General features: G+C 41.7%; 24 protein-coding genes. 1 reads left to right on the top strand and 23 read right to left on the bottom strand.

The genetic code is table 11. From position 1 onward, the window contains the following. Nucleotides 1–13: 13 nt before the first annotated feature. From fabG to A374_RS12120, 9 genes are all read right to left on the bottom strand, one after another. Nucleotides 14–754 (bottom strand): 3-oxoacyl-[acyl-carrier-protein] reductase, encoded by a 741-nt coding sequence (gene fabG / locus A374_RS12160; RefSeq protein WP_007202512.1) that lies wholly within the window; start codon nucleotides 752–754, stop codon nucleotides 14–16. 6 nt (nucleotides 755–760) lie between these two features. Further along, complete coding sequence (gene fabD, locus A374_RS12155) at nucleotides 761–1,699, bottom strand: ACP S-malonyltransferase (protein ID WP_007202511.1); 939 nt, start codon at nucleotides 1,697–1,699, stop codon at nucleotides 761–763. After that, a complete protein-coding gene (gene plsX, locus A374_RS12150) occupies nucleotides 1,699–2,706 on the bottom strand; it encodes a phosphate acyltransferase PlsX (RefSeq protein ID WP_007202510.1) in 1,008 nt (335 codons plus the stop codon). The genes fabD and plsX overlap by 1 nt, the downstream gene beginning before the upstream one ends. Before the next feature lie 15 nt (nucleotides 2,707–2,721). Continuing rightward, a complete protein-coding gene (gene fapR, locus A374_RS12145; protein ID WP_007202509.1) occupies nucleotides 2,722–3,279 on the bottom strand; it encodes a transcription factor FapR in 558 nt (185 codons plus the stop codon). Nucleotides 3,280–3,397: 118 nt separating this feature from the next. After that, nucleotides 3,398–5,440, bottom strand: coding sequence for an ATP-dependent DNA helicase RecG (gene recG, locus A374_RS12140; protein WP_007202508.1), 2,043 nt, complete (start codon nucleotides 5,438–5,440; stop codon nucleotides 3,398–3,400). Beyond that, complete coding sequence (gene sdaAA / locus A374_RS12135) at nucleotides 5,437–6,324, bottom strand: L-serine ammonia-lyase, iron-sulfur-dependent, subunit alpha (RefSeq protein ID WP_007202507.1); 888 nt, start codon at nucleotides 6,322–6,324, stop codon at nucleotides 5,437–5,439. Before sdaAA ends, recG begins: the two co-directional genes overlap by 4 nt. 15 nt (nucleotides 6,325–6,339) lie before the next feature. After that, complete coding sequence (sdaAB, locus tag A374_RS12130) at nucleotides 6,340–7,002, bottom strand: L-serine ammonia-lyase, iron-sulfur-dependent subunit beta (RefSeq protein ID WP_007202506.1); 663 nt, start codon at nucleotides 7,000–7,002, stop codon at nucleotides 6,340–6,342. Between the two features lie 90 nt (nucleotides 7,003–7,092). Further along, nucleotides 7,093–8,766: a DAK2 domain-containing protein gene (locus A374_RS12125; protein ID WP_007202505.1), complete on the bottom strand. Its 1,674-nt coding sequence runs from the start codon at nucleotides 8,764–8,766 to the stop codon at nucleotides 7,093–7,095. A 16-nt stretch (nucleotides 8,767–8,782) separates the two neighbouring features. Beyond that, nucleotides 8,783–9,145 (bottom strand): Asp23/Gls24 family envelope stress response protein, encoded by a 363-nt coding sequence (locus A374_RS12120; RefSeq protein ID WP_007202504.1) that lies wholly within the window; start codon nucleotides 9,143–9,145, stop codon nucleotides 8,783–8,785. Between the two features lie 229 nt (nucleotides 9,146–9,374). On the opposite strand from A374_RS12120, the gene rpmB reads away from it, so the two are divergent. Then, complete coding sequence (gene rpmB, locus A374_RS12115) at nucleotides 9,375–9,563, top strand: 50S ribosomal protein L28 (RefSeq protein ID WP_007202503.1); 189 nt, start codon at nucleotides 9,375–9,377, stop codon at nucleotides 9,561–9,563. A 90-nt stretch (nucleotides 9,564–9,653) separates the two neighbouring features. On the opposite strand, the gene spoVM is transcribed toward rpmB, so the two are convergent. The 14 genes from spoVM to A374_RS12045 all read right to left on the bottom strand — a co-directional run bounded on the left by spoVM (nucleotide 9,654) and on the right by A374_RS12045 (nucleotide 25,496). Further along, nucleotides 9,654–9,734 (bottom strand): stage V sporulation protein SpoVM, encoded by an 81-nt coding sequence (gene spoVM, locus A374_RS12110; protein WP_007202502.1) that lies wholly within the window; start codon nucleotides 9,732–9,734, stop codon nucleotides 9,654–9,656. 266 nt (nucleotides 9,735–10,000) lie between these two features. Further along, complete coding sequence (rpe, locus tag A374_RS12105) at nucleotides 10,001–10,645, bottom strand: ribulose-phosphate 3-epimerase (protein ID WP_007202501.1); 645 nt, start codon at nucleotides 10,643–10,645, stop codon at nucleotides 10,001–10,003. 1 nt (nucleotide 10,646) lies between these two features. Next, entirely contained in the window at nucleotides 10,647–11,537 is an 891-nt protein-coding gene (gene rsgA, locus A374_RS12100; protein WP_007202500.1) for a ribosome small subunit-dependent GTPase A, read from the bottom strand. Next, nucleotides 11,530–13,527, bottom strand: coding sequence for a Stk1 family PASTA domain-containing Ser/Thr kinase (gene pknB / locus A374_RS12095; RefSeq protein WP_007202499.1), 1,998 nt, complete (start codon nucleotides 13,525–13,527; stop codon nucleotides 11,530–11,532). The genes rsgA and pknB overlap by 8 nt, the downstream gene beginning before the upstream one ends. Continuing rightward, the gene (locus tag A374_RS12090; RefSeq protein WP_007202498.1) at nucleotides 13,524–14,285 is read right to left on the bottom strand and encodes a Stp1/IreP family PP2C-type Ser/Thr phosphatase; all 762 of its coding nucleotides are present in this window, start codon (nucleotides 14,283–14,285) and stop codon (nucleotides 13,524–13,526) included. The genes pknB and A374_RS12090 overlap by 4 nt, the downstream gene beginning before the upstream one ends. Nucleotides 14,286–14,289: 4 nt before the next feature. After that, nucleotides 14,290–15,375 (bottom strand): dual-specificity RNA methyltransferase RlmN, encoded by a 1,086-nt coding sequence (gene rlmN / locus A374_RS12085; protein WP_007202497.1) that lies wholly within the window; start codon nucleotides 15,373–15,375, stop codon nucleotides 14,290–14,292. Continuing rightward, on the bottom strand, nucleotides 15,369–16,742 hold the full coding sequence (gene rsmB, locus A374_RS12080; protein ID WP_007202496.1) for a 16S rRNA (cytosine(967)-C(5))-methyltransferase RsmB: 1,374 nt from the start codon (nucleotides 16,740–16,742) through the stop codon (nucleotides 15,369–15,371). The genes rlmN and rsmB overlap by 7 nt, the downstream gene beginning before the upstream one ends. Continuing rightward, on the bottom strand, nucleotides 16,732–17,673 hold the full coding sequence (gene fmt, locus A374_RS12075; protein WP_040340567.1) for a methionyl-tRNA formyltransferase: 942 nt from the start codon (nucleotides 17,671–17,673) through the stop codon (nucleotides 16,732–16,734). Before fmt ends, rsmB begins: the two co-directional genes overlap by 11 nt. A 56-nt stretch (nucleotides 17,674–17,729) precedes the next feature. Continuing rightward, a complete protein-coding gene (gene priA, locus A374_RS12070) occupies nucleotides 17,730–20,147 on the bottom strand; it encodes a primosomal protein N' (RefSeq protein ID WP_007202494.1) in 2,418 nt (805 codons plus the stop codon). After that, nucleotides 20,144–21,352, bottom strand: coding sequence for a bifunctional phosphopantothenoylcysteine decarboxylase/phosphopantothenate--cysteine ligase CoaBC (gene coaBC / locus A374_RS12065; protein ID WP_007202493.1), 1,209 nt, complete (start codon nucleotides 21,350–21,352; stop codon nucleotides 20,144–20,146). The genes priA and coaBC overlap by 4 nt, the downstream gene beginning before the upstream one ends. 96 nt (nucleotides 21,353–21,448) lie before the next feature. Next, a complete protein-coding gene (gene rpoZ, locus A374_RS12060) occupies nucleotides 21,449–21,652 on the bottom strand; it encodes a DNA-directed RNA polymerase subunit omega (protein ID WP_007202492.1) in 204 nt (67 codons plus the stop codon). Between the two features lie 3 nt (nucleotides 21,653–21,655). Further along, nucleotides 21,656–22,270, bottom strand: coding sequence for a guanylate kinase (gene gmk / locus A374_RS12055; protein ID WP_007202491.1), 615 nt, complete (start codon nucleotides 22,268–22,270; stop codon nucleotides 21,656–21,658). 12 nt (nucleotides 22,271–22,282) lie between these two features. Then, a complete protein-coding gene (gene remA / locus A374_RS12050; RefSeq protein WP_040340571.1) occupies nucleotides 22,283–22,546 on the bottom strand; it encodes an extracellular matrix/biofilm regulator RemA in 264 nt (87 codons plus the stop codon). A 286-nt stretch (nucleotides 22,547–22,832) separates the two neighbouring features. Beyond that, the gene (locus tag A374_RS12045; protein WP_007202489.1) at nucleotides 22,833–25,496 is read right to left on the bottom strand and encodes a cation-translocating P-type ATPase; all 2,664 of its coding nucleotides are present in this window, start codon (nucleotides 25,494–25,496) and stop codon (nucleotides 22,833–22,835) included. Nucleotides 25,497–25,611: the final 115 nt, after the last annotated feature.

The following is a 25,611-nucleotide window of genomic DNA, read 5'->3' as shown; positions in this document are numbered from 1 at the left end:
TTTTCTGCAGAAATTACATAACCATACCACCGTCTACATGAATGGTTTGTCCCGTAATATAGCCGCTTCCTTCACCAGCAAGAAAGGCAACTAAAGCCGCAATCTCTTGCGCTTCTCCAAAGCGCGCTAGAGGAATTCCTTTTAACATTTCTTCTTTCACTTGATCTTCTAAAACCTCTGTCATGTCTGTTGCAATAAAGCCAGGTGCGACTGCATTCACCGTAATGTTACGACTGGAAAGTTCTTTCGCCGTAGATTTCGTAAGACCAATAACTCCCGCTTTTGCTGCTACATAGTTCGCTTGACCAGGGTTTCCAGACACACCAACAATGGAAGAGATATTAATAATTCTTCCTTTACGCTGTTTCATCATTTGACGGGTAACCGCCTTTGTGCAAAGGAACACTCCTTTTAAGTTTGTGTCAATGACAGAATCCCATTCTTCTTCTTTCATGCGCATCATTAAGTTGTCTTTCGTAATTCCAGCGTTATTCACCAAAATATCTAACGAACCAAATTCACTAATAACCGCTTTTACCATATTCGTTACGGACTCACTGTTCGCAACATCCGCTTGAATCGCTATCGCTTGCTGGCCGAGCGCTCTTATTTCTTCAACTACTTCTTGCGCCTTTGCTTCACTGCCTGCGTAGTTAACTGCTACGTTGGCACCTTGCTTTGCTAACTCAAGGGCAATTGCTTTTCCTATTCCTCTAGATGCTCCGGTAACGAGGGCTGTTTTTCCATTTAACATACGCTATTATTCCCCTTTCAGTTTTTCCAGTGCTGCAGCAATTGATGCTTCATCACTAACCGCGATCACATTTGCGCGACGATGTACTTTTTTCACAAGACCGCTTAACACTTTTCCTGGTCCAATTTCAATAAATGTTTCCACGCCTAGGGCAAGCAATTCACGAACAGTCTCTTCCCAGCGTACGGGTGAATACATTTGTTTTACAAGTAAATCTTTTATCTCTGTCGCAGATGTTGCTGCCTCTGCTGTTACATTTGTGATTACAGGAATAAGAGCGTCTTGAATAGTAATCTGCTCCAACACTCCCGCCATTTTTACAGCAGCGGGTTCCATTAACGCAGAATGAAAGGGTCCACTCACTTGAAGAGGAATCACTTTTGCACCTTGTTCTTTTGCTAATGCGGCTGCATCCTGTACGCCTTTAGCTGTTCCTGAGATTACAATTTGCCCCGGGCAATTCAAGTTAGCAACTTGAACCACTTCACCTTGCTCACTCACAGATGTTGTTATAGCTTCAACCGTTGCTTGATCCATGCCAAGAATGGCGCTCATAGCACCAACGCCAGTGGGAACAGCTTCTTCCATGAATAAGCCGCGTTCACGTACGGCATGAACGGCATCTTCAAACGATAAACTGCCACTTGCCACAAGCGCAGAATATTCACCTAAACTATGACCAGCTGTGTAATCTGCCTGTATACCATGCTTGTTTAAAACAGCGAGGGTAGCAATGCTTGTTGTTAACAAGGCAGGTTGTGTATTTTCAGTACGTTTTAACTCTTCTTCAGGTCCATTCATAATGAGAGAAGATAGAGAAAAACCTAGCACTTCGTCTCCTTTTGTAAAGATGGCTTTTGCTTCTGGGTGTTGTTCCATTAGTTCCTGACCCATACCTACTACCTGTGAGCCTTGACCTGGGAATAAAAAAGCGATTTTACTCATTACAATTCCTCCTTTAACGAATTCTCAATTTCTTTCATTTTTCGTTCGATAATGACAACAACTTCTTTTTCTACCATTGTTTTCGTTTGGCGAATCGCACTGAAAATAGCATGTTCATCGGATGAACCATGCGCCTTGATTACAGGAGCGGCTAGACCAAATAACCCAGCCCCACCATACTCAGAGTAATCTAGCTTTGTTTTCAATCCTTTTAAGCGTGGTTTTAAAACGGCAGCAGCAAGTTTACTAATCGTCGTTGCTGTTAGTTGTTCTTTTAACATAGACATGACTGTAAGAGCTGTTCCTTCAATGGTTTTTAAGACAACATTGCCAGAAAAACCATCGCAAACAACGACATCAGCCACACTATTTAATAAATCGCGACCTTCTACATTGCCAACAAAATGAATTGGCGCTTGCTCAAGCAAATTAAATGCTGCTTTATAAAGGGCATTTCCTTTTTCACTCTCTGTTCCAACGTTTAGTAGCCCTACACGAGGAGAAGCAATGCCTCTCACTTGCTGCGCATATGTACTTCCGATAATGGCATATTGAAGAAGGTGCTCAGGCTTTGCGTCCATATTAGCACCAACATCTAACAATAAAAAGCCTTGGCCATCTGCTGTTGGCAATGTTGGTGATAAGGCGGGCCGATCGACACCTTTAATACGCCCTACTGTAAAAAGGCCAGCAGCCATTAAAGCACCCGTATTTCCTGCTGATATACAGGCATCCGCTCGTCCTTCTTTTACTTCTTGAGCAGCGAGTACCATCGACGCTTTCTTTTTGCGTCTTGCAGCTTTCACCGGTTCATCTTCGCTCGTAATCTGTTCATCTGTATGAAGAATGGTAATCGCGGTGCCTTCGGGAAGATACGGTTTAATCTTCGCTTCATCGCCTACTAATGTAATCTGAACATCTTTAAAAATTTCTAGCGCTTTTAACGCCCCTTTTACTGGTGCTTCTGGCGCATGATCGCCACCCATTGCATCAATTGCAATCCTCATGTTGCTGGTCCTCCTTTATTCTCCGGTGGAACGATACATGATAAATTCCCCGGAAAATACCGCTTCTTTATCGACATAACTAGTAACTTCAACTGTCGTTCGCGCTTCCTCAATCGAGACAACGCGCGCTTTAGCGATGACTCGTTCTCCTTCTTTTACTTGTCGTGTAAAGCGAATATTCGCACTTGCTGTAAGCGCCAGTTCATCGTTAATAACGGCAACCGCCAATGAGTTCGCTTGAGCAAATAAGTGGTGACCTCGCGCAATTTTCGTTCTTGAAAACACATGTTCTCGCTGAATATCTAATATCGAAATCGCAGCTTCATCAAGCTGAAGGTCAATCATTTCTCCGATGACTTCTTCAAGCGGAAGTGCCTTGACCGTATCTAACTGTTGCTGTGCTACATGTTTAATGCGTTCTCTCAGTTCTGGAATAGACAGTTCCAGTCGATCTAATCGAATGGTTTGTACACTGACTCCAAACCGCTTGGCAAGCTCTTCATCTGTAATAAAAGGCGTACCTTCAATTGTCGACTGCAATAGTTTCTGTCGTTCTTGCTTGTTTCGTTTCATCCTATCCACCGTCCAAAATTCGCCTTATTAAGCATCAGCTTCTTGGATAGTGTGCCTTTTTTAAGAGCTGGTACTAATAGTAGTATATAATAGCTGCTCCTTCTTTTCAAGAAAGTGATTAATCCAAACGTTCAGGATCAAATACACCTTCGTCTTCCAAGTACGATTTTAATGGCTCAAACGACGCGTCATAATACAGTTCTGTCCCATTGACAAGACGAGCAGCATCGTTTCGCGCCACTTCTAGCACGCGATAATCATGTACAACATCTGCCACTTTAAAATCTGGTAAGCCGCTTTGTTTATTACCAAAAAAGTCACCTGGTCCTCGAAGTTCTAAGTCCTTTTGTGATAAAACAAACCCATCTGAGGTTTCTGTCATGATTCTCATGCGTTCTTTACCATCTTGAGATTTCGCATCTGAAATGAGAATGCAATATGATTGTTCACTTCCTCGACCAACGCGCCCTCGTAACTGATGAAGCTGCGAAAGGCCAAAGCGTTCAGCATCATAAATGACCATCATCGTTGCATTCGGGACGTTTACGCCGACTTCAACTACAGTTGTTGAAACGAGAAGCTGACAGGCATTCGTTGCAAACTCTCTCATGACTTCTTCTTTTTCTGCTGAAGTTAAGCGTCCATGCATTAAACCAACCTTATACTGCTTAAAATAATGCTGCAGCTGCGCATGAACATCAATCGCATTTTGGACATCCAATTTATCAGACTCTTCAATGAGGGGACAAATCACATAAGCTTGTCGTCCTTGATCTAATTCTTTTTGCACAAAACCAAGAACACGGTCAAGCATATGATGCTTCGCCCAGTAGGTTTCAATGACTTTTCGACCTGCTGGCATTTCATCAATCACCGATACATCCATATCACCAAAAACAGAAATTGCCAATGTTCGCGGAATGGGTGTGGCCGTCATAAATAACACATCAGGGTTTTCCCCTTTTTCTCGAAGCACCCGACGTTGTTTAACACCGAAGCGATGCTGTTCATCCGTAATCACAAGACCTAATCTTTTAAAAACGACTTCCTCTTGAATCAACGCATGCGTCCCTATAAGCACATCAATCTCTCCATCGGCAAGACGGGAGAGAATGTCTTTTCTGCGCTTCCCTTTTACAGAGCTCGTGAGGAGCGCTACACTTAGTCCACAAGAAGACAGCATGCTTTCTAACGACTGAAAATGCTGCTCGGCTAAAATTTCTGTTGGCACCATGAGCGCCCCTTGTGTAGAAGCTTCTACGGCCGCGTATAAGGCAATGGCTGCTACAACCGTTTTACCTGATCCTACATCTCCTTGCAACAGGCGATTCATTCGATAGTTTGACGTTAAATCTTTTAAAATTTCATCCGTGACACGCCGTTGTGCCGACGTTAACGGGAAGGGTAATGATGCTATAAAAGACTCTACTTTCTCTTTCGCAAAATGCAGTCCTTTTCCTTCTGATTGCTCACGATTTATTTTACGAAACATTTGCATTTTTAACTGAAATAACAAAAGCTCTTCATAGACCATTCGTCGACGTGCATGTTTTAAATGTTGATAGCTTTGCGGAAAATGCATATTGTATAAGGCTTGATTAATTGGTAACAGTTTATACATTTCTCGTAGGGATTCTGGTACTTTGTCTGTCAGATTATTGCCATACGACAGAAAGGCGTTTTTAATGAACCGTCGCAACTGCTTTACACCTAAACGCCCTCTAACCGTATAAACAGGGTCAATGCTTTCATCTTTGGGCTGAATGCCAAATTTCACCTCATTAACAGTAAGTGTCATTTTATGAACGTCCCATTTTCCTGTTAATGTTACTGTTTGACCGATAGAAAGCTGGTTTTTAACATAATGCTGATTAAAAAAAACGGCCGTAATTAAATAGCGTCCAACAAGCACTCGAACAGAAAGCTTTGATTTTTTCTTCGGAAAATAGCGGAGAGAAGGTTCACTATGAACCTTCCCCTCCACGGTTGCTCTCTCTTCATGTTTTACTTCACTTAAATCCTTTAAGGAGTGATCGTCATAACGGAACGGCAAATAATTCAGAAGGTCATGTACCGAAAGAATCCCCATACTTCTAAGCTCTTCTGCTTTACTATCTCCTACTCCATTTACATCTGTAACACTCAATTGCTCTAATTTCATTTTTTATCTAACGGGATCCCAAAGATTTTCGCTTCTAACGCTCGTCCAGTTGGGGTTGCCGCTAAACCTCCTTGTGCGGTTTCCTTTAATGCTGTCGGCATGGTTTGCCCAATACGATACATGGCATCAATAACTTCATCACAGGGAATGCGACTTTCAATACCTGCAAGTGCCATATCTGCCGCTACGAGCGCATTGCTCGCCCCCATAGCATTTCGCTTAACACAAGGTACTTCAACAAGACCTGCAACGGGATCACAAACGAGTCCTAACATATTTTTCAGTGCGATTGCCATTGCCTGTGCACTTTGTTCAGGCGTGCCTCCAGCCATTTCAACAATGGCTGCCGCCGCCATGCCTGTTGCTGAGCCTACTTCTGCTTGGCAGCCTCCAGCTGCGCCAGAAATAGATGCATTATTTGCAACAACAAACCCAAATGCGCCGGAAGCAAATAAAAATTCAATCATTTGCTCTCGCGTGGGATGAAGTTTGTTTTTTAATGCAAATAATACGCCCGGTACGACCCCTGCAGACCCGGCAGTGGGCGTCGCACAAATCGTGCCCATTGCAGCGTTTACTTCGTTGGTTGCAATCGCTTTGCTAACGGCATCCAGCACAAATTCTCCTGTTAAACTTTTCCCGCTCTTCATATAAGCTTGTAAACGAATGGCGTCTCCACCAGTTAAACCAGAATGTGACTTCACTTCTTCTGTCACTCCACGTTCGACAGCTTCCTCCATGACGCGCAAATTACGATCCATTTGCGCAATAATTTCTTCACGTGAGCGCCCTGTAAATTCCATTTCTTGTGCAATCATTACATCTGATATTTTACAGTTTTGCGTTTGCGCAAGCTCAACTAATTCTGCCACATTGCGAAACATAGCCTTCTTCCTTTCTTAATCGTTTATTTTTACAACTTGTTGGACAATAGGAAGTTCTTCAATTTCATCAACAATGCTCGTCTCTACAAGTTGATCTACTTCAATAATCATAAGTGCTTCTTGACCTTTTTCTTTTCTTGACACTTGCATATGACCAATATTAATTTCATGCTTGGCAAGAACATTAGCCACGCCAGCTATCGCCCCGTAACGGTCATTATGCACAATTAAAAGAGCTGGATAATCTCCGCTTAATATTAACCCAAAGCCATTCAGTTCGACAATTTCAATCTTTCCGCCACCTATGGAAATTCCGACAAGTTCAATCGTTCCTCGCTCATCACCTAAAACAATGCGCGCCGTATTAGGATGATCCGTTAACGCATCTTCTTCTTTCATCGTAACGGCAATTCCTTCATTTTCCGCAATTGTAAGCGCATCCACGATCCGCGTATCAAACGTATCGAAGTCTAAAATCCCCCCGACAATTGCCACATCTGTGCCGTGACCTTTGTACGTTTTTGCAAAAGAACCATAAAAGGAGATCTTTGCAAAAGCAGGCTTTCTTCCAAATAATTGTCGAGCCACTCGTCCAATGCGAGCTGCACCCGCTGTATGTGAACTAGATGGGCCAATCATAATCGGTCCAATAATATCAAAAACACTTTTATATTTCATTACTATTTCCCTCCGCTAAAAAGAAAGACATAAAAATATTCCCTCCATTACTGTAACACAATTACACAGCAATAGAGAGAATAAATTTACTTACTCAACAGCAAGAATATATGGATACAACGGTTGTCCACCTTCATACACTTCCACTTCAACATCAGGGTACGTTTCTTCCATAAAAACAAGGAGTTGCTCTACTTCTTGTTTCGTTGCGTCTTCACCTGTTAACAACGTCACAATTTCAGAATCTTCATCGAGCATTTGCGCTAGTAAAGCCTGTACGGTGCCGTCCTTTTGTGCGAGTGACGTTACGATTTTTCCGTTTAAGATGCCAATAAAGTCACCCTTTGTAACGGTTACTCCATCAATCGTAGTATCTCTCACTGCCGAGGTTACTTGACCAGATTTAACACTGGAAAGCGCATTGGTCATCCGTTGCTCATTTTCTTCAAGCGTTGCCGCTGTTTGGAAGGCAAGCAATGCCGCCATCCCTTGTGGGACATTTTTCGAGCGAATGATCGCCGTTTTTTGTTGCACAACGGTTGCTGCCTGCTCTGCCGCCATAATAATATTGCTATTATTCGGTAAAATAATGACTTCTTCTGCATTAGCTTCTTCAATAGCTTTTACGATATCTTCCGTACTTGGATTCATCGTTTGGCCACCTTCAATGACTGATGTTGCGCCAAGCGATTGTAGCAGTGATTTTACTCCTGCTCCCATTGCTACGGTTACAATGCCATAGCGACTTTTTTCTGTTGACGGCGGCGAAGCGACCGGCTTATCTCGTTCTTCATTTAGAATAGCCGTATGCTGTTCACGCATATTTTCAATTTTAATATTTACGAGACTCCCAAATTGCTGAGCAAGTGTTAACATGTCCCCGGGCGCCTCTGTATGAATATGAACTTTGACTAATCCTTCATCCGCAACAACAAGTAACGAATCGCCATGCTGATCTAACTCTTGTCGAAACGCCATTTCTTGGAAAGGCGAAGTTTGAAGCTTTTCCTTCTCTAACTTCACCATAAATTCTGTACAATAGCCATAGTGAATATCTTCAGTTTTCATATGTGCTTGCGCCTTATGATGTTCCGCATTAACAAGGTCGCTCATCGATGGCGCTTGCAGTGACACGTCCGGAAGCGCTTTTCCTTCTAGCGCTAATAAAAATCCTTCATAAACAGTTAATAGCCCTTGGCCACCCGAATCAACAACACCGACTTCTTTAAGTACAGGTAAAAGCTCTGGCGTATGATCTAGGGCAATTTTCGCTTCCTTAACGACTTCATTCATCACATATAAAATATCGTTACTACTTTTTGTTGCTTTTGCTGCCGCTTTCGCCGCTTCTTTAGCAACGGTTAAAATGGTTCCTTCAACAGGCTTCATCACCGCTTTGTATGCCGTTTCCACTCCATTTTCTAATGCTTTTGCTAATTGCGCTGCATTAACTTCCACCTTTGTTTCAACGGATTTCGCAAAACCACGAAACAACTGTGAAAGAATAACACCTGAATTCCCTCTTGCTCCCATAAGTAATCCACGTGAAAAAGCTTGTGCTACTTTACCTATTTCAGTATGAACATGTTGCTTTACTTCTTTTGCACCAGAAGTAATTGTTAAGTTCATATTTGTACCTGTATCTCCGTCAGGAACAGGAAATACGTTCAACGCATCGATCATGGCTGCATGTTTCGATAAGTTGGCCGCTCCTTTTTCCACCATTTCTGCGAACTTTTTACCATCTAACTTCGTTAAAGACACGAACCGTTCCTCCTAACTAAAGGCTAGTTACTCTTACACCTTGGATAAAAATATTGACTGAATCAACAGAAAGTCCAAGCATTTGATCCAAAGTATACTTCACTTTTGTTTGAACATTATGAGCAACTTCAGAAATCTTCGTCCCATAACTAACGATAATAAACATATCGATATGTATGCCATCTTCCGTTTGGCGAACAACGATGCCACGAGAAAAATTATCGCGTCCTAACAATTCCGTTAAACCATCTTTTAACTGCTTTTTTGATGCCATTCCAACGATTCCGTAGCAATCAATGGCCGCTCCACCTGCAATCGTCGCGATGACCTCAGTCGAAATGTCAATGTTGCCATATTTATTCTTCATCTCAATGGACATGCTTGTTTCCTCCTTTTTCTTCCTTCAATTATAGTTAGCCTTCATTTTACTATATTATTTTCTTTTTTGGAAGGATTACCGAATGACGTCTAAAAACACCGTCAAGCAAATTTACTTGAAAACCTAAAAATCTTAGGTTGCTTTTCTACTCCCATCATGCTACTATAGGTTAGTATTGAACATACGACTGAACTAATACAGTTTCACGGTTATAAAGGAGGTACTAACTATGTCACGCAAATGTTATATTACTGGCAAAAGCCCAAAAACGGGAAATAAACGTTCACACGCTATGAACAAGTCTAAAAAAAGCTGGGGCGTTAACGTTCAAAAAGTCCGCATTTTGGTTGACGGCAAACCGAAACGTGTCTACGTGTCTGCACGTGCCCTTAAATCTGGTAAAGTTGAACGCGTTTAATACCTACTAAAAACAACGGGATTTTCCGTTGTTTTTTTATTCCTTAAAAAGGCTAAAAAGCATCGAACCGATGCTTTTTAGCCTTTTTGTTCATCCTTTTTTAAATGAACCTAAAACTGCGCGAACAAAACCTCCTAAAAACTTAGGCAGTTTAATGGTGTAGAATTTCATCATACCCCTCCTCCAGGCCCTATAAAAAAATAAAAGCAACTTTCTATAAAAGAATACTCATGAAAAAAGAGGATCCATGCGGCCTGTTGCGTAAAGACTGTAATCATGGTTCTTTATGAACATTCTTATGCGGTTTCGGTATGAATAAGTACAGTTATTTACAAGCTCTTTATTTTTTACCCAAAGAAGGAACGATCAAAAAAGAAACACAAAAAAGCGCCCCACCATTTCTGTTAGAAAGGGGAGCGCTTGTGTGAGGATCACAATTAGCCGCGAATGGCAGCAATCGCTTCTTTTAAGTTGGCCTTGCCGTAAATAGCGGAGCCTGCCACAAGAACATTGGCGCCTGCTTGCTCGCACAAACGAGCCGTTTCTTCATTAACGCCACCGTCTACTTCAATTTCAAAGTCTAAGCCTTTTTCTACTTTTAAGGCAGCAAGAGCTTCCATTTTTGTTAACACTTCATGAATAAATGTTTGTCCACCAAATCCAGGGTTCACGGACATTACAAGCACTAAATCAACGTCTGCAAGAATATGACGAATTGATTCAATACTCGTTGCTGGATTTAAAACAACGCCTGCTTTTTTTCCATGTTCTTTAATTAAATGAATTGTGCGATGTAGGTGCGGACAAGCTTCTACATGCACAGAAATGATATCTGCGCCCGCTTTTGCAAAGGCAGGAATATACTGATCCGGATTTTCAATCATTAAATGAACATCGAACGTCGCGTCCGTTAATGGACGAATCGCTTCAACTACTAGTGGACCAATTGTAATATTGGGCACAAAATGGCCATCCATCACATCAATATGAATATAATCGGCTCCGTTTTCAACGACTGCTACGACATCCTCTCCTAATTTTGAAAAATCAGCTGAAAGAATGGATGGTGCAACTTTAATCATACTAGTACCTCCGTTTTTGATCTTTAATCTCTTGTAAAAATTCTAAATAATGCTTATAGCGAAACGTTGGAATTTCCCCATGTTCTACCGCCTCTTTAATTGCACATTTCGGCTCAGAGCTATGCGTACACCCACGAAATTTACAATCCGCAAGTCGACTGTTCATTTCGGGAAAATAAAAGGATAATTCTTCAATTTCTATATCAACAAAATCTAGCGAACTAAATCCTGGTGTATCTGCTACTAAACCTTCTTCAAAAGGTAACAGTTCCACATGTCTTGTCGTATGCTTTCCACGACCAAGATGATCAGAAATATCATTCGTCTCTAGTTTAAGGTCTGGCATTAAAGCATTCAACAATGACGACTTACCGACACCAGATTGCCCTGCAAATACACTCGTTCGTTCTTTAAATACTGGCTTAATTTCATTCATACCTTCTAATGACTTAGCAGATGTAGCAATCACTTCATAGCCTAACCGTTGATAGTCTTCAATGTACGATAGCATTTCGGTTTGTTGCTTTTCATCTTGAACGAGGTCCATTTTCGTTATACAAATAACCGGTGTAATCCCATTGGCCTCAATATGAACGAGAAAGCGATCCAATAGTGTCGTAGAAAACGTTGGTCGCACAGCTGAGAACACGAGAACCGCCTGATCCACATTAGAGATCGGCGGCCGGTTTAATTCATTTTTCCGTTCTTTAATATCTAGAATATAGCCATCAGTCGGACTTGTAGATTCATACTGAACCCAGTCACCCACAAGGGGGGTAATTTTCTTTTTGCGAAAATTCCCCCGACCACGACATTGAAAAACGTCACCGTCTGAAAGAACGTAATAAAAACCAGCGACTGACTTTATAATTCTACCTTCAGTCTTATTCATCTTTGTCTCCTTTGAACTTACCATCTTTCGCCTCTTTGTACGTAAAAGTTTTCGACGTTTGTTCTTTTCCATTTACATAGACCGTATAGGAAGCATCGCGATCGGATGAAACCGTAAGTGGAACCATGTAGACTTTCGTTTTTGAAATCTTTTCGTCCACAAACACGCCTTCTTCTTTTTTCGCATCACTAAAGACAATTTTTACATGGAAATTCTTATCTTCATCACCTTTAGCAACTTCAACCGTTATTTTGTTATTAAAGGTAATGGGTTTATCTTTTGGACCTTGATGATCATCATCGTCTTTTTCTTTTCCTTTAGAAATGACGAAGGTGACGGTACTACCTTTGGCAACACTGCTGTAAGGCGTTGGGTTTTGCGAAATAACTTTACCTTTATCAACCGAATCCGAATACGCTTCTTTAAAGGAAGCTTTCAAACCTTCTTGCTCACTATATTTTTTAACATCTTCTTTTGTATTTCCAACTAAATTATCTAAACGCACAGTCGAAGGTCCTTTGCTTACCCGCAGAATCACTTGGGCTTCCGCAGGATTCACTTTTTCCCCTTTTTCAGGTGTTTGTGAAACAACTTCTCCTTCTGGCGTATCTTCCGAATCAACAGGTACCGTTTCTACTTTTTCATAACCTTTTTCATTTAAAAGATCTTTCGCACCTTTTTCGTTCATACCTGTCACATCAATCATTTCAACTTTTTGAATCCCTTTTGAAACGTATAAAATAATGGTGCTACCCTCTTTTACCGTTGCTTGTCCATCAGGATCTTGTTGCACTATCTTCCCTTGATCCTCTTTATCGCTATAGCGATCTCGACGCTCTACTTTTAATTTTAATTTTGTTAGAGAATCAAATGCATCTTCGTAGCGCATATGAACAACATTTGGCACGGTGACATCTTTTACTTTAAATAAATCAGGCATCATGAAAGCAGCAGCGGTTCCACCACCAATTAATAACAGTAATAAAAAGATAAGGATGCCCCACTTTTTACGCCGTTTTCGCTCGACCGAGGAAGGTTCTTTTGCTGGAGAACTCTCTTTTACTGGCTGTACAGGTTCTGGTTTAGCTGTCGTTGGTACTTTGACAGGCGGCATAACACGCGTGGCATCTTTTTCTTCGTCAAAATCATGCCAACGTTGTTCATGCAACCGATGAGGTGACAAAGCGGTATCTAAGTCATCCATCATTTCAAGAGCACTTTCATAACGATAGGCCGGATTTTTAGTGAGAGCTTTCAAAATGACATTTTCCACACTTTGTGGGATACCAGGATTGAACTTCCTTGGCTCTGGTACTTCTTCTTGCAAATGCTTCAATGCCACTGAGACGGGAGACTCTCCTGTAAAAGGAACTCTACCTGTTAGCATTTCAAATAAAACAATGCCGAGGGAATAAATATCCGATTTAGCATTGGCGACGCCACCACGTGCTTGCTCAGGTGAAAAATAGTGAACAGATCCAAGTACCGAATTGGTATGCGTAATTGTTGCGGAAGTGATCGCCAAAGCAATACCAAAATCAGTAACTTTTGCGACCCCTTCCTCATTAATTAAAATATTATGAGGTTTAATATCGCGATGGATAATGCCATAATCATGAGCAATGACCATCCCTGAAGCGATTTCACGAATGATTCGAATCGATTCCTCTACGGACAGTACTCCGTGCTCTTTAATATATTGCTTTAACGTTTTGCCTTTTACATATTCCATTACAATGTAATAGACATGGTCTTCTTCACCAACATCAAAAATGCTAACAATATGGGGGTGTGATAAACTTGTAGCCGCTTCTGCTTCACGTCTAAATCGTTTAATAAATTCTTCATCACCCGAAAACTCAGAACGAAGAATTTTTACCGCAACGTCACGATCTAAAATAAGGTCTTTCGCTCGATAAACAATGGCCATTCCGCCATCGCCAATGACCTCTAGAAGCTTATAACGATCACCGATGCGCTTTCCAATCATGTAGCAAACTCCTTCGAAGGAAGACGATAGGCGACAATACCAATCGTAATATTGTCTTCTCCTCCTGCTTCATTCGCAAGTTGAATGAGCTGATCCGCTTGCTGATCAAGAGAGAGCGTTTCATCTTGTATAATCGTTTCCATCATCTGTTTACTTACTTTATTCGAAAGCCCATCAGAACACAATAAAATGTGGTCTCCTTCCCCCCATGAGATGCTTTCAATATCCACATCAATGTCCATTTCGGTTCCTAAAGCGCGCAAGATCACATTTTTACGCGGATGATTTTCAGCTTCGTCTTCTGTTAATTGCCCAGAACGAACAAGTTCATTAACGAGCGTATGATCTTCCGTTTTTAACGTTAGCTTGTTTTCACTATAATAATAGACGCGACTGTCTCCAATATGCATAAACGTGACAAAAGATGGCGTACATAAGGCACCAGCGAGCGTTGTACCCATGCCACTACAATCTGTATGTGTTTGGGCGTATTCATAAAGCGCTTTATTTGCCTCAGAAACTGTTTTTACTAACCATTCCTCTGCTTTGATCGGCTTTTCCAACACATCATCCGTTATACTTGACCATGCGGTCTCAAAGTGCTGTATAGCTTTTAAGCTCGCTACATCACCTGCTTTATGGCCTCCCATACCGTCTGCAATAAGGGCAAGAAAGTGCTCACCTTTCGTGAACACTCCCCCGCTATCTTCGTTGTGTTGGCGCACCTTGCCTTTATCTGTTTTTAATGCGAACTGCATTCCGTCACCTCGTCTCTTCTTGACGCTCCTTCGCTCGAAGCTGTCCACAAGCCGCATCGATATCATGCCCTTGCTCTCTACGAACCGTAGCGTTCACTCCGCGTTTCTTTAACGTATCTAAGAACTTAAAGATTTGTTTTTTCGGTGTTCGAACATAGTCACGCTCTGGTACGTAGTTGACTGGAATTAAGTTGACGTGACATTTCACTGATTTAATAAGAGTAGCAAGTTCTTCTGCATGCTCTACTTGGTCGTTTACGCCGCCAAATAGCCCGTATTCAAAACTAACACGACGTCCCGTTTTTTGAGTATAATAACGAATAGAATCCATAAGCTCGTTCATCGGGTACAAACGGTTTACAGGCATTAATTTGCTACGAATTTCAGCATTTGGTGCATGAAGAGAAACCGCAAAATTAATTTGAAGTCCTTCATCGGCAAACTTATAAATATACGGAACAATTCCACTCGTAGAGACCGTAATATGACGAGCGCCAATATTTAGTCCTTGATCGTGGTTAATAATTCGTAAGAACGTCATAAGTCCCTCGTAATTATCAAACGGCTCACCAATTCCCATAATAACGACAGAATCAACCCGTTCTTCCGTTTCATCTAATGCTCGTTGCACTTGCAATACTTGAGCAACAATTTCACCCGCATGTAAGTTACGCTTTAACCCGCCGAGCGTAGATGCACAAAATGTACAACCTAAACGACAGCCTACTTGCGTTGTAACACATACACTATTTCCATAATCATGTCGCATTAACACGGTTTCAATAGAGTAACCATCTTGCAATTCAAATAAAAACTTAATTGTTCCGTCTGATGACTCCTGACGTGTCACTTCCTTCATCGGTTCAATATGAAACGAGGCTGCCATTTTTTCACGAAGCCCTTTTGGCAAGTTCGACATATCTTCAAACGAAGTAACCCGTTTTTCATAAAGCCAATCAAAAATTTGTGCTGCTCGGAACTTTGGTTCTTTAATATCTACTAACCAATTTTGCAAATCACTTAGTTCCATTGAGAAAATGGAAGATTTGATTGCTGGATTTTTTTGTTTATCACTTAAAGGTTTTAACATTGTGTTCCACCACCAGTTGTATTTGTTTTCGTAAAGCACGCAAGGTAAAAACCATCGCTGTTAAAATAGTGGGGAAGAATTTGTACTTGAGCTTCTTCAGGATCCATATATGGCTTTACCACTTCTGGCATACGTGCTTGGAAAGATTGATCCCATGTAAATTCAGGATGCGTTGCTAAAAATTGCTGCGCCACTTCTTGATTTTCTTCGTGATCAACCGTACACGTACTATACACTAACGTACCGCCAGGCTTTAATAGCGTCGCAACGCTGTTCAGTATTTCCATTTGAATCGTTGAAATTCGATGGATATCTTCCTCTTTTTTAGACCATTTTAAATCCGGTTTCTTGCGAATCACCCCAAACCCCGTACAAGGAGCATCTACTAAAATACGATCGAAAGAGGCCGGCGGAAAATGTTCTGGTGCTTTTCGACTGTCCATCGCTTTCGTTTCAATATTTGTTAAATGTAGGCGTTTCGCCTGCTCTTCAATGAGCTTTACCTTATGCTTGTGTAAATCCAATGCAACAACAGATCCTGAATTGTTTAGTAATTCGGCAATATGTGTTGTTTTTCCTCCAGGAGCTGCACATGCATCAAGAATCGTTTCTGATTCCTTTGGTCCAAGGCCACGTGCTACGAGCATTGAACTTTCGTCTTGTATTGTAACATACCCTTGTGAAAAAGATTGAGTTTGAGACAGACTTCCTTTTTCCAATTGAATCGCTTCGGGAGCAAGTTCACCTTCAACGGTCATTACACCTTCTGTTTGCAAGCGCTTTTGCAGCTCTTCCCGACTGCCTTTTTGAACATTCACTCGACCTGTAACAGAAGAAGGAGTAATACTTGAAGCAGCCATTTTCTCTGCTTCTTCTCGTCCGTATTGTGCCACCCATCGTTTCATAAGCCATGTTGGTAGGCTATAACGGAGCGCCAGGCGCTCATCCTCATCGCGGACAAGATCAAGTGACGGCACACCTTGGCGTTGAACTTTGCGAAGCACGCCATTTACAAGCCCTGAAATTCCTTTATGTCCTCGCTTTTTCGCAATTTCTACCGCTTCATTTAATATGGCGTGATCAGGAATTTTATCCAAAAAGATCATTTGATATAGAGAGACTCGCAATAAAACGAGTACCCATGGCTCTAATTTGTGCAAGCCTTTTGCAATGAATGGCGTTAAATAATAATCAAGCGTATTTTTTCGTTGTGTCGTTCCATAAACAAGCTCTGTTAAAAGACCCACATCTTTCGCGTTCAATTGCGAAGAGGAGATCGCCTGATGAAGTAACAAATTACTATATGCTTGATTTTGTTCAATTTTTAATAATACGTCAACGGCTGTATTGCGAACATTATTTTTCAAGGTCATCACCTAATGCGATTCCCAATAAATCTTGAGCGCCTTGTAAAAATTGTGAAGCAGCCATTCGTTTTTTTCCTGACGGTTGTAAGTCAGTAATGAAAATTCCTGTATCATTTCCTGTTTTGACGAGGAAACCTTGTTTCGTTACCTCAACAATCGTTCCTGGTTCACCTTGCTTGTTAGTGGTTCTTTTTTCTCCCCACCAAATTTTCAGCGGTTTCCCATTCCACGTTGTATAGGCTACTGGCCACGGATGAAGACCGCGAATTTGATTGTAAATGGCTTCTCCTGTATTCGCCCAATCAATTCGTTCTTTTTCCCTACTTATATTGAACGCATACGTTACCTTATCTTCCTCTTGCTTTTGCGGTGTTAGTTTTCCCTCAATAAGCGCTGGAATCGTTTCTGAGAGCAACATTGCCCCTGCTTCACTTAATTTATCAAACATACTTGCTGTATGGTCCTCTTCTGTAATGGGAACTGTTACTTGCGTTAAAATATCACCTGCATCTAACTGATCTACCATATACATAATCGTTACACCTGTTTCTTTTTTGCCATCCATAATCGCTTGATGAATTGGTGCTCCGCCGCGATAATCTGGAAGAAGTGATGCATGTACGTTAATACAACCATACTGCGGTGCCTCTAGCACTTCTGTAGGTAATATTTGACCGTATGCAGCCGTAACAATTAAGTCTGGTTTTAAGGTAAGAATAGCTTCAAATTCTTGACGCAATTTAACTGGTTGTAGCACCGGAATGCCGTGTGCTAGCGCTTCTTCTTTGACAGGTGTTGGCTTGATCTCTTTCTTTCGACCTTGTGGTTTATCCGGTTGGGTAACTGCTGCTACAACATCATAGCCATCCTTAACTAGCTGGCGCAATACCGGGACCGAAAAATCTGGAGTTCCCATAAATACAATTCTCATAAAATGATTCCTACCTTTCAAAAAACATGTCTCATTAATCGATATCATTATGCTTCTTACATCATTTGCTGCGCGTTCATATCAACAGAAATGTGCAAGCCTTCTTTATCCATTAGCGGTTGAAAATGCTGTAATAATTCTTGAATGATACGACTTAACGCTGGTTCATTTTTGTATTTTATCATGACCTGATACCGATATCTATCTTTGATCCGGGCAATTGGTGACACGACTGGACCTAAAATGAGCGTCCTTTCAGAGAGTCGCTCTCGCAAATACCCAGCGCACTTCTCACTAGCATCCACCACTTTTAATACATCAGGATGAGAGAACGATAATAACGTTAAATAATAATAGGGTGGGTACCGATGACTTTGACGCACAGCCATTTCTTCTTTATAAAAAGTATGATAGTCATGCTTACTTGCAAGCTCAATACTATAATGGCCCACCGTATAGCTTTGAATAACCACTTCACCTTCTAGCTCATGACGGCCGGCACGACCGCTCACTTGGGTAAGCAATTGAAACGTTTTTTCAGATGCTCTGAAGTCAGGCAAGTGCAACATCGTATCAGCAGCTAGGACACCAACGAGTGTTACTTTTGGAAAATCAAGTCCTTTGGCAATCATTTGTGTGCCTAATAAAATATCAGCCTTGCCTTCTCCAAACTGAGAAAGAAGCTTTTCATGACTGCCCTTTCGACTCGTTGTATCCACATCCATTCGAATAACACGCGCCTCAGGTAATAGCTTGGCCAATTCTTCTTCGACTTTTTGTGTTCCAGTACCAAAAAAACGAATATACGAGCTCTCACAAGAAGGACAATTAGTAGGCATTTCTTCAGCATACCCACAATAGTGACAGCGCAACGTATGATGTTTCTTATGATACGTTAACGAAATATCACAATGTGGACATTCACCAACATACCCACAATCTCTACATAAAATAAACGAAGAATAGCCTCTTCGATTTAAGAAAAGCACAGATTGTTCGCCCTTTTGCAAACGATCTTGTAATTTTGCAAACAAGTCTTCAGAAAACATCGAACGATTTCCATTCCGAAGTTCTTCACGCATATCGACGATTTCTACCGCAGGAAGTTCACGGCTATTCACACGCTCTAAGAGCTCACAAAGTGTATATACACCTTTTTGTGCACGAGCATACGTTTCAAGCGACGGTGTCGCACTCCCTAAAATTACAGGACAGTGATTCATAAGTCCTCTGTGAATGGCGACATCACGGGCATGATAGCGTGGATTTTCTTCTTGCTTGTAGCTAGACTCGTGTTCTTCATCGATAATAATAAGGCCGAGATTTTCAAAAGGAGCAAACACAGCAGAACGAGCGCCAACAACGACCGAAACTTCTTTTCGCTGAATTTTGCGCCACTCATCGTATTTTTCTCCCGCCGATAAGCCGCTGTGCATAACGGCCACTCTTGAACCAAAGCGCCCTTTAAACCGCAAAACCATTTGCGGAGTAAGCGATATTTCAGGAACGAGTACAATGGCTTCTTTTCCCTTTTGCAAAACGGCCTCAATGGTTTGTAAATACACCTCTGTTTTACCGCTACCAGTCACTCCGTGTAACAAAAACGTTTCATGACGTTCTTCTTCAACAGCAGCTACCATAGGTCGCATACTCTCTTCTTGTTGAGCGGTTAACGTTAAAGGCGTTGTTTTTTTAAATTCTCGACCAGCAAACGGATCTCGATATAATTCTTGGTCGATCACCACTACGGCTCCTTTTTTTTCGAGCGCTGTGACCGTTGAGCGGCTGGCGTCAAACATGGTTAAAAGGTCGCTTTGCACAACACCTTCCCGCTCATTCATCACATAGTGTAACACTTCTTTTTGTTTTAACGCTTGGGGCGGCAGGGCTGCTAGAAGTGTCTGCAGCGCTCCAACGGATTGGTTCGGATAAACAACTTTTATTTTCTTTTTTGTCACTTTATCATTCATCTTATAAATAACTTCAAGTGTTCCAGCAGTTACGAGTTTTTGAAAAACAGGTAGCAGTTCTGGCTCTGTTGTCACGATCTCATCATAGGGAATGTGCGTTCGATGATTAAACCATCGCATCACTTGAGAAGGAAGCGATGAAAGGTGCTGTTCTTGTGACAACGCAAATTCTTTTTTATAGGTCGCTTTTAGAGCTGACGGAATCATCGCTTGAAAAGCTGTAATTAAAAAACAAAGCGTTTCTTCACTTAACCACTGCCCAAGTGAAAGAAGTTCTGATGTTAAAACCGGTACAGGATCTAACAGTTCCTGCAACCGCTTTAACTTAGAGACCGTTGCATCTTTAGTGATTGAAAGTATAAATCCTTGTAACTTCCGAGGACCAAATGGCACAGCAACTCTCATACCAGGTTGTGCGGACGCTTCTAGCGTCTTCGGTATGAGATAATCAAATGTTTTATTCACGTTGGATGCCGGAATATCCACAATAACTTTTGCGATCATCGTCCCATCAAATCCATCGCTACTTCTAAAATTTCATACGCTACTTTTTCTTTAGCCAGTAGTGGAAAGGCTTGTTTACTGCCATCTTTTTTATAAATAATAATTTCATTTGTATCTACGCTAAAGCCCGATCCTTCTTGGGCCACATTATTGGCAACAATCATATCTAAATTTTTTCGTTCTAATTTATCTTTGGCATAATGCTCTACATCTTGCGTTTCAGCAGCAAAACCAACAAGAAGTTGGTGCTGTTTCCGTTTGCCTAGCTCTGCTAAAATATCAGTTGTTTTTTCAAGCTCAACAGTCCACTCGTCTTGTTTCTTTTTCATTTTTTGAGACAAAACACGTTTTGGCTTGTAATCTGCTACAGCCGCTGCTTTTACAACTACATCTTGGTTGTCATAGCGTGTTAAAACCGCCTCTAACATTTCAGCTGTTGATTCCACAGGCAGAAACGTTACGCCTGGTGGAGGGGTAAGCGCGGTCGGTCCACTCACAAGCGTCACATTAGCGCCTAGTGCAACGGCTGCTTTTGCAATGGCATAGCCCATTTTTCCAGAAGAATAATTGGTAAAATAACGAACAGGATCAACCGGTTCTCGCGTTGGTCCAGCGGTAATTAATACGTTCTTACCTTGTAACGGTTTACTGTGCTCTTTTTCTTGAAAAAAGGCTTCTATAGCGGCAATAATTTCCTCTGGCTCTGCTAAACGACCTTTTCCAACATACCCACACGCTAATAATCCTTCATTCGGTTCAATAAACCGACAACCAAACTGAGCTAACTTCTCTAAATTCTGTTGTACAGCTTTGTGCTGATACATGTTTACGTTCATAGCTGGCGCAATCATGACGGGTGCTTGTGTAGCCAGTAGCGTTGTGGTTACAACATCATCAGCAATACCATTTGCTAATTTTCCAATCACATTAGCCGTAGCGGGAGCCACAACAACAACATCTGCCCAATCAGCTAAATCTATATGAGCGACGACCTCAGGATTGCGCTCTTCAAACGTATCTGTATACACTTCGTTACGCGATAACGTTTGTAGTGTTAATGGCGTGATGAAGGCTTGTGAGGATGCCGTCATTGCTACCTTTACTTCGTATCCACGCTGATAGAGCTGACTTGCGATCGTTGCCGCTTTATAAGCAGCGATCCCTCCTGTTACGCACAGCAAGATTTTTTTTGAATCACGTACCAAAGAAATCTCCTCCTATCAATGAATGGCCGAGCCCATTTATTGTTTAGTAACAGTAGAAAAAAATAACAACCTATTATGATAGGTTGTTACGTTTTTTTACTCTTTCTCAGCCTTTTTAGGTGATAAGTAGCCTGCATAAATTTCTTCAAGCGCTTTACCGACATATTTATGAGAAACCGGTTTTTCTACGATTGCGTTATTGCTTTTTTGAATTTCACGGGCACGCCTTGAAGAGAGCGTTACAAGTGAATATTTAGAATCAATTTTATCCATTAATGCATCAATTGAAGGGTATAGCATAGGTTATTCATCTCCTAATAATGATTTATAACGATTGGTCACACGGTCCACTTTACAATGCTCAGATGTGATAATCGCTTGAATACGATCACAAGCACAATCTACTTGGTCATTAACAACAGAATAATCATAGTGTTGCATCATTTCGATTTCTTCTCGTGCAACGTTCATACGATTGTTAATTAATTCTTCTGTTTCTGTTCCACGACCGACAATACGATTACGCAACTCTTCTAAGCTTGGTGGTGTTAAGAAAATAAATACCCCTTCAGGAAAGACGTCACGAACTTGCAAGGCACCCTGCACTTCAATTTCTAAAATAACGTCACGACCTTGATCGAGTGTTTCATTTACATATTGGATCGGTGTTCCATAATAATTACCAACATATTCTGCCCACTCTAACAGCTCATTGTTAGCAATCATCGTTTGAAACTCTTCTTTACTTTTAAAGTAATAATCGACTCCGTTCACTTCACCTTCACGTGGTTGACGTGTTGTAGCCGAAACCGAATACTGTATATCCATATCTTTGCCACGCAATGCTTTGCAAACCGTTCCCTTTCCGACACCTGATGGGCCAGAAAGCACGAACAATATGCCTCTTTCTCGTTCCATACGAACCTCCACTTAACTTTCTTCTGTTCCCTCTTCAATAGAGAGTAATCGCTGCGCCACTGTTTCCGGCTGAACGGCGGAAAGCACCACATGATCGCTATCAGTAATAATAACAGCTCGCGTTCGACGCCCATACGTTGCATCAATCAACATATTCGAATCGCGCGCCATCGTTATAAGCCGCTTAATTGGGGCTGACTCCGGACTAACAACGGAAATAATTCTGTGTGCTGCTACAATGTTTCCATAACCAATATTTATTAGTTTCATGTCTATAACCGCTCCTAACGTTGGTAGTTCTATTCTAGCCAGAACGAGCAAGATCATAATCATTTATGTACAAAATAATCCAATGATGGATGTGTCCGTACCCAGCACATTTATACCATTTTAACATAGTTCTTCGTTATTCTAAACAATTTTAGCAATCGATACAACCCTAAGCGCAAAAAAACGGTAAATTCCAACGTTTAGATGCTTTTGGTACGTATTTTTGAACGCTTCATAAAAAAAAACGATGACACCTTTTCCAATGATTTGGTGTCATCGCTTGTAGAGTTTTTTATTTCCGTTTAAACGCTTGAAAACCCGTTAAGGCAAACGTCGGAATAGCTGCCATCCCTAAAACGAGTAGCCAATCTCTAAACGATAAGGAAACCGTGTGAAAAATCGGCTGCAATGAATCAACGTACATCACGACGAGCAATAACCCGATCGAAGAAAGCACCGCTAATACTAAGGCAACATTTCCAAACGGATTGCGGTGCAGAATTGATCGCTCACTTCGACAATCAAAAACGTGGATCAACTGCGCCATAACAAGCGTTGAAAAAGCAATCGTCTGTGCTTTTATTAAATGATCAGGATGCTCATGAAGAGCTGTCCAAAAGGCAAGAATAGTGACCGCGCCAATTAAAAAACCGCGCGATACAACTTTCCATCCTAATCCTCGAGCAAATACGCCTTCATTCGGCTTGCGTGGTGGACGCTTCATTACATTATCTTCTGCAGAGTCAATGCCAAGAGCCATGGCTGGTAAGCCATCGGTTACGAGGTTTACCCATAAGATTTGAATGGGTAAAAGCGGCATCGGCATCGATAAAATCATGGCAAATAACATCACGAGAATTTCACCCACATTGGAAGCGAGTAAATAGCGAATAAATTTTCGAATGTTTTCATAGATATTTCGACCTTCTTCAATGGCGGCACGAATGGTCGAAAAATTATCATCACTTAATACGAGAGAAGAAGCTTCTTTCGCCACATCAGTCCCTGTAATGCCCATTGCAATTCCAATGTTGGCAGATTTGATGGCAGGGGCATCATTTACACCGTCTCCTGTCATTGCCACGATGTGCCCTTTCTTTTGCAAAGCTTTAACAATGCGTAATTTATGCTCGGGAGATACACGACTATATACGTAAATATCTTCAATTTGCCGTATTAGCTCATCATCTGACAGCGCCGATAGACTTGCTCCGTCAATGACCTTTCCACCCGGTGGAATCATATCAAGTTGCCTAGCGATTGCACTTGCGGTAACGGCGTGATCACCTGTAATCATAATTGTTTTTATGCCCGCTTCTTGACAGCGATGGATACTTCCCTTTACTTCTTCTCTTGGCGGATCCATCATGCCTTGCAGCCCGACAAAGGTTAAGTGATTTTCAACAAGGGCGCCAGCAACCGCATCTTGTGGCCCAAGCGGTTTGTAGGCAACTGCAATTGTGCGGAGCGCTTGACTACCAAGCGTCATAATCGCTTCTTTAATGGTCTCAACATGCGTTTGTTTGATGAGTTGACGGCGTCCATCCCACACCGTATGGCCACATTTTTCTAGCAGTACATCCGGCGCTCCTTTACAGACGAGAAAGCGATCATTTTTTTCATTTGTAACGATGACACTCATCATTTTCCTAGTAGAATCAAATGGAATTTCATCAATAATTCGATACGAGCGCAGCAAATCTTCTTTAACTATGCCAGCTTTAGCCGCACTAATAACGAGCGCAGCTTCTGTCGGGTCGCCAGTAACTTGTCCTTTTTTTCCTAGCTCTGCATGATTACAAAGTAAGCCATACATTAAGAGCTCCATTACGGTAGGAGAATGAGTTGGATTTGTCTTTTGACCATTTCTTACGAATTGCCCCTTCGTATCAACACCATTGCCCGTAACATTCCAAAAGCTACCCTCTGCCCACAATTGAGTGACCGTCATTTTATTTTGAGTTAGCGTTCCTGTTTTATCAGAACAAATAACGGTTGCACAACCGAGTGTTTCAACGGAAGGTAACTTGCGCACAATCGCCCGACGGCGAATCATTTTTTGGACACCGATGGCTAGAGCAATAGTAACAATCGCTGGCAAACCTTCAGGGATAGCAGCCACCGCTAGAGAAACGCCAGCTAAGATCATACTGTACACATCATGGCCACGGTACACACCTACTAATACGACTAAAACCGTAAGAATTAAAGCGAGTACGATTAAAATCTTTCCAAGCTGCTCTAATTTCATTTGTAAAGGCGTTGCCAATGTTTCAGCACTTTGCAGAAGATGAGCAATTTTCCCCATTTCTGTTTTCATACCTGTGGCAACAACCATACCTTTTCCTGATCCGCGCGTAACCATCGTTCCCATAAAAGCCATGTTTTTTTGATCGCCTAAGGCTAGGGCACTTTGTGGCATCGCCGAAGTCTGTTTTTGGACTGGAAGTGATTCCCCAGTTAGCGCTGATTCTTCGATAAAGAGACCGGAGCTAGTAATTAATCGTAGATCCGCACTGACACGATCTCCCGCACCTAAGGAGATGACATCACCAGGCACAAGCTCAGACGCAGGCATCGTTGTCCATTGACCGTCTCGTAACACTGTTGCGGTTGGAGCAGATAGCTTGCGCAATGCTGACAATGACTTTTCTGCTTTTCGTTCTTGAATAAAGCCTAAAATACCATTCATAATGACGATTAAAATAATAGCAATGGCATCCAGATATTCACCGAGAAGTCCGGATAATAAGGTGGCCGCTAACAATACAAGCACCATAAAATCCTTAAATTGGGCAATGAACACAGAGAGGGCTGATGCTTTCTTTGCTTCTTGTAATTGATTCGCTCCATATAGCTTTTGCCTGTCTTTGCTTGCATTCGTACTTAACCCCTCACTTAGCGAACTACCGAGGGTTTGCTCTACCTTTTCTTTAGATACTTCATACCAGTTCATCGTTCCACCTCTGCTCTTGTGAGTTATAAAACCATTTATATGCCGGCCTGTCCTAAAAAATGCTATACTATGAAAAAGTGCGTGCATTCAAAAAAAGAAGTGTCTTAAGACAACT

Origin of the sequence: Fictibacillus macauensis ZFHKF-1 (assembly GCF_000269865.1) — a bacterium.
Classification (GTDB): domain Bacteria; phylum Bacillota; class Bacilli; order Bacillales; family Fictibacillaceae; genus Fictibacillus_C; species Fictibacillus_C macauensis.
Note: the sequence above shows the minus strand (reverse complement) of the source record. Positions and strands in the feature narration are given on the sequence as shown.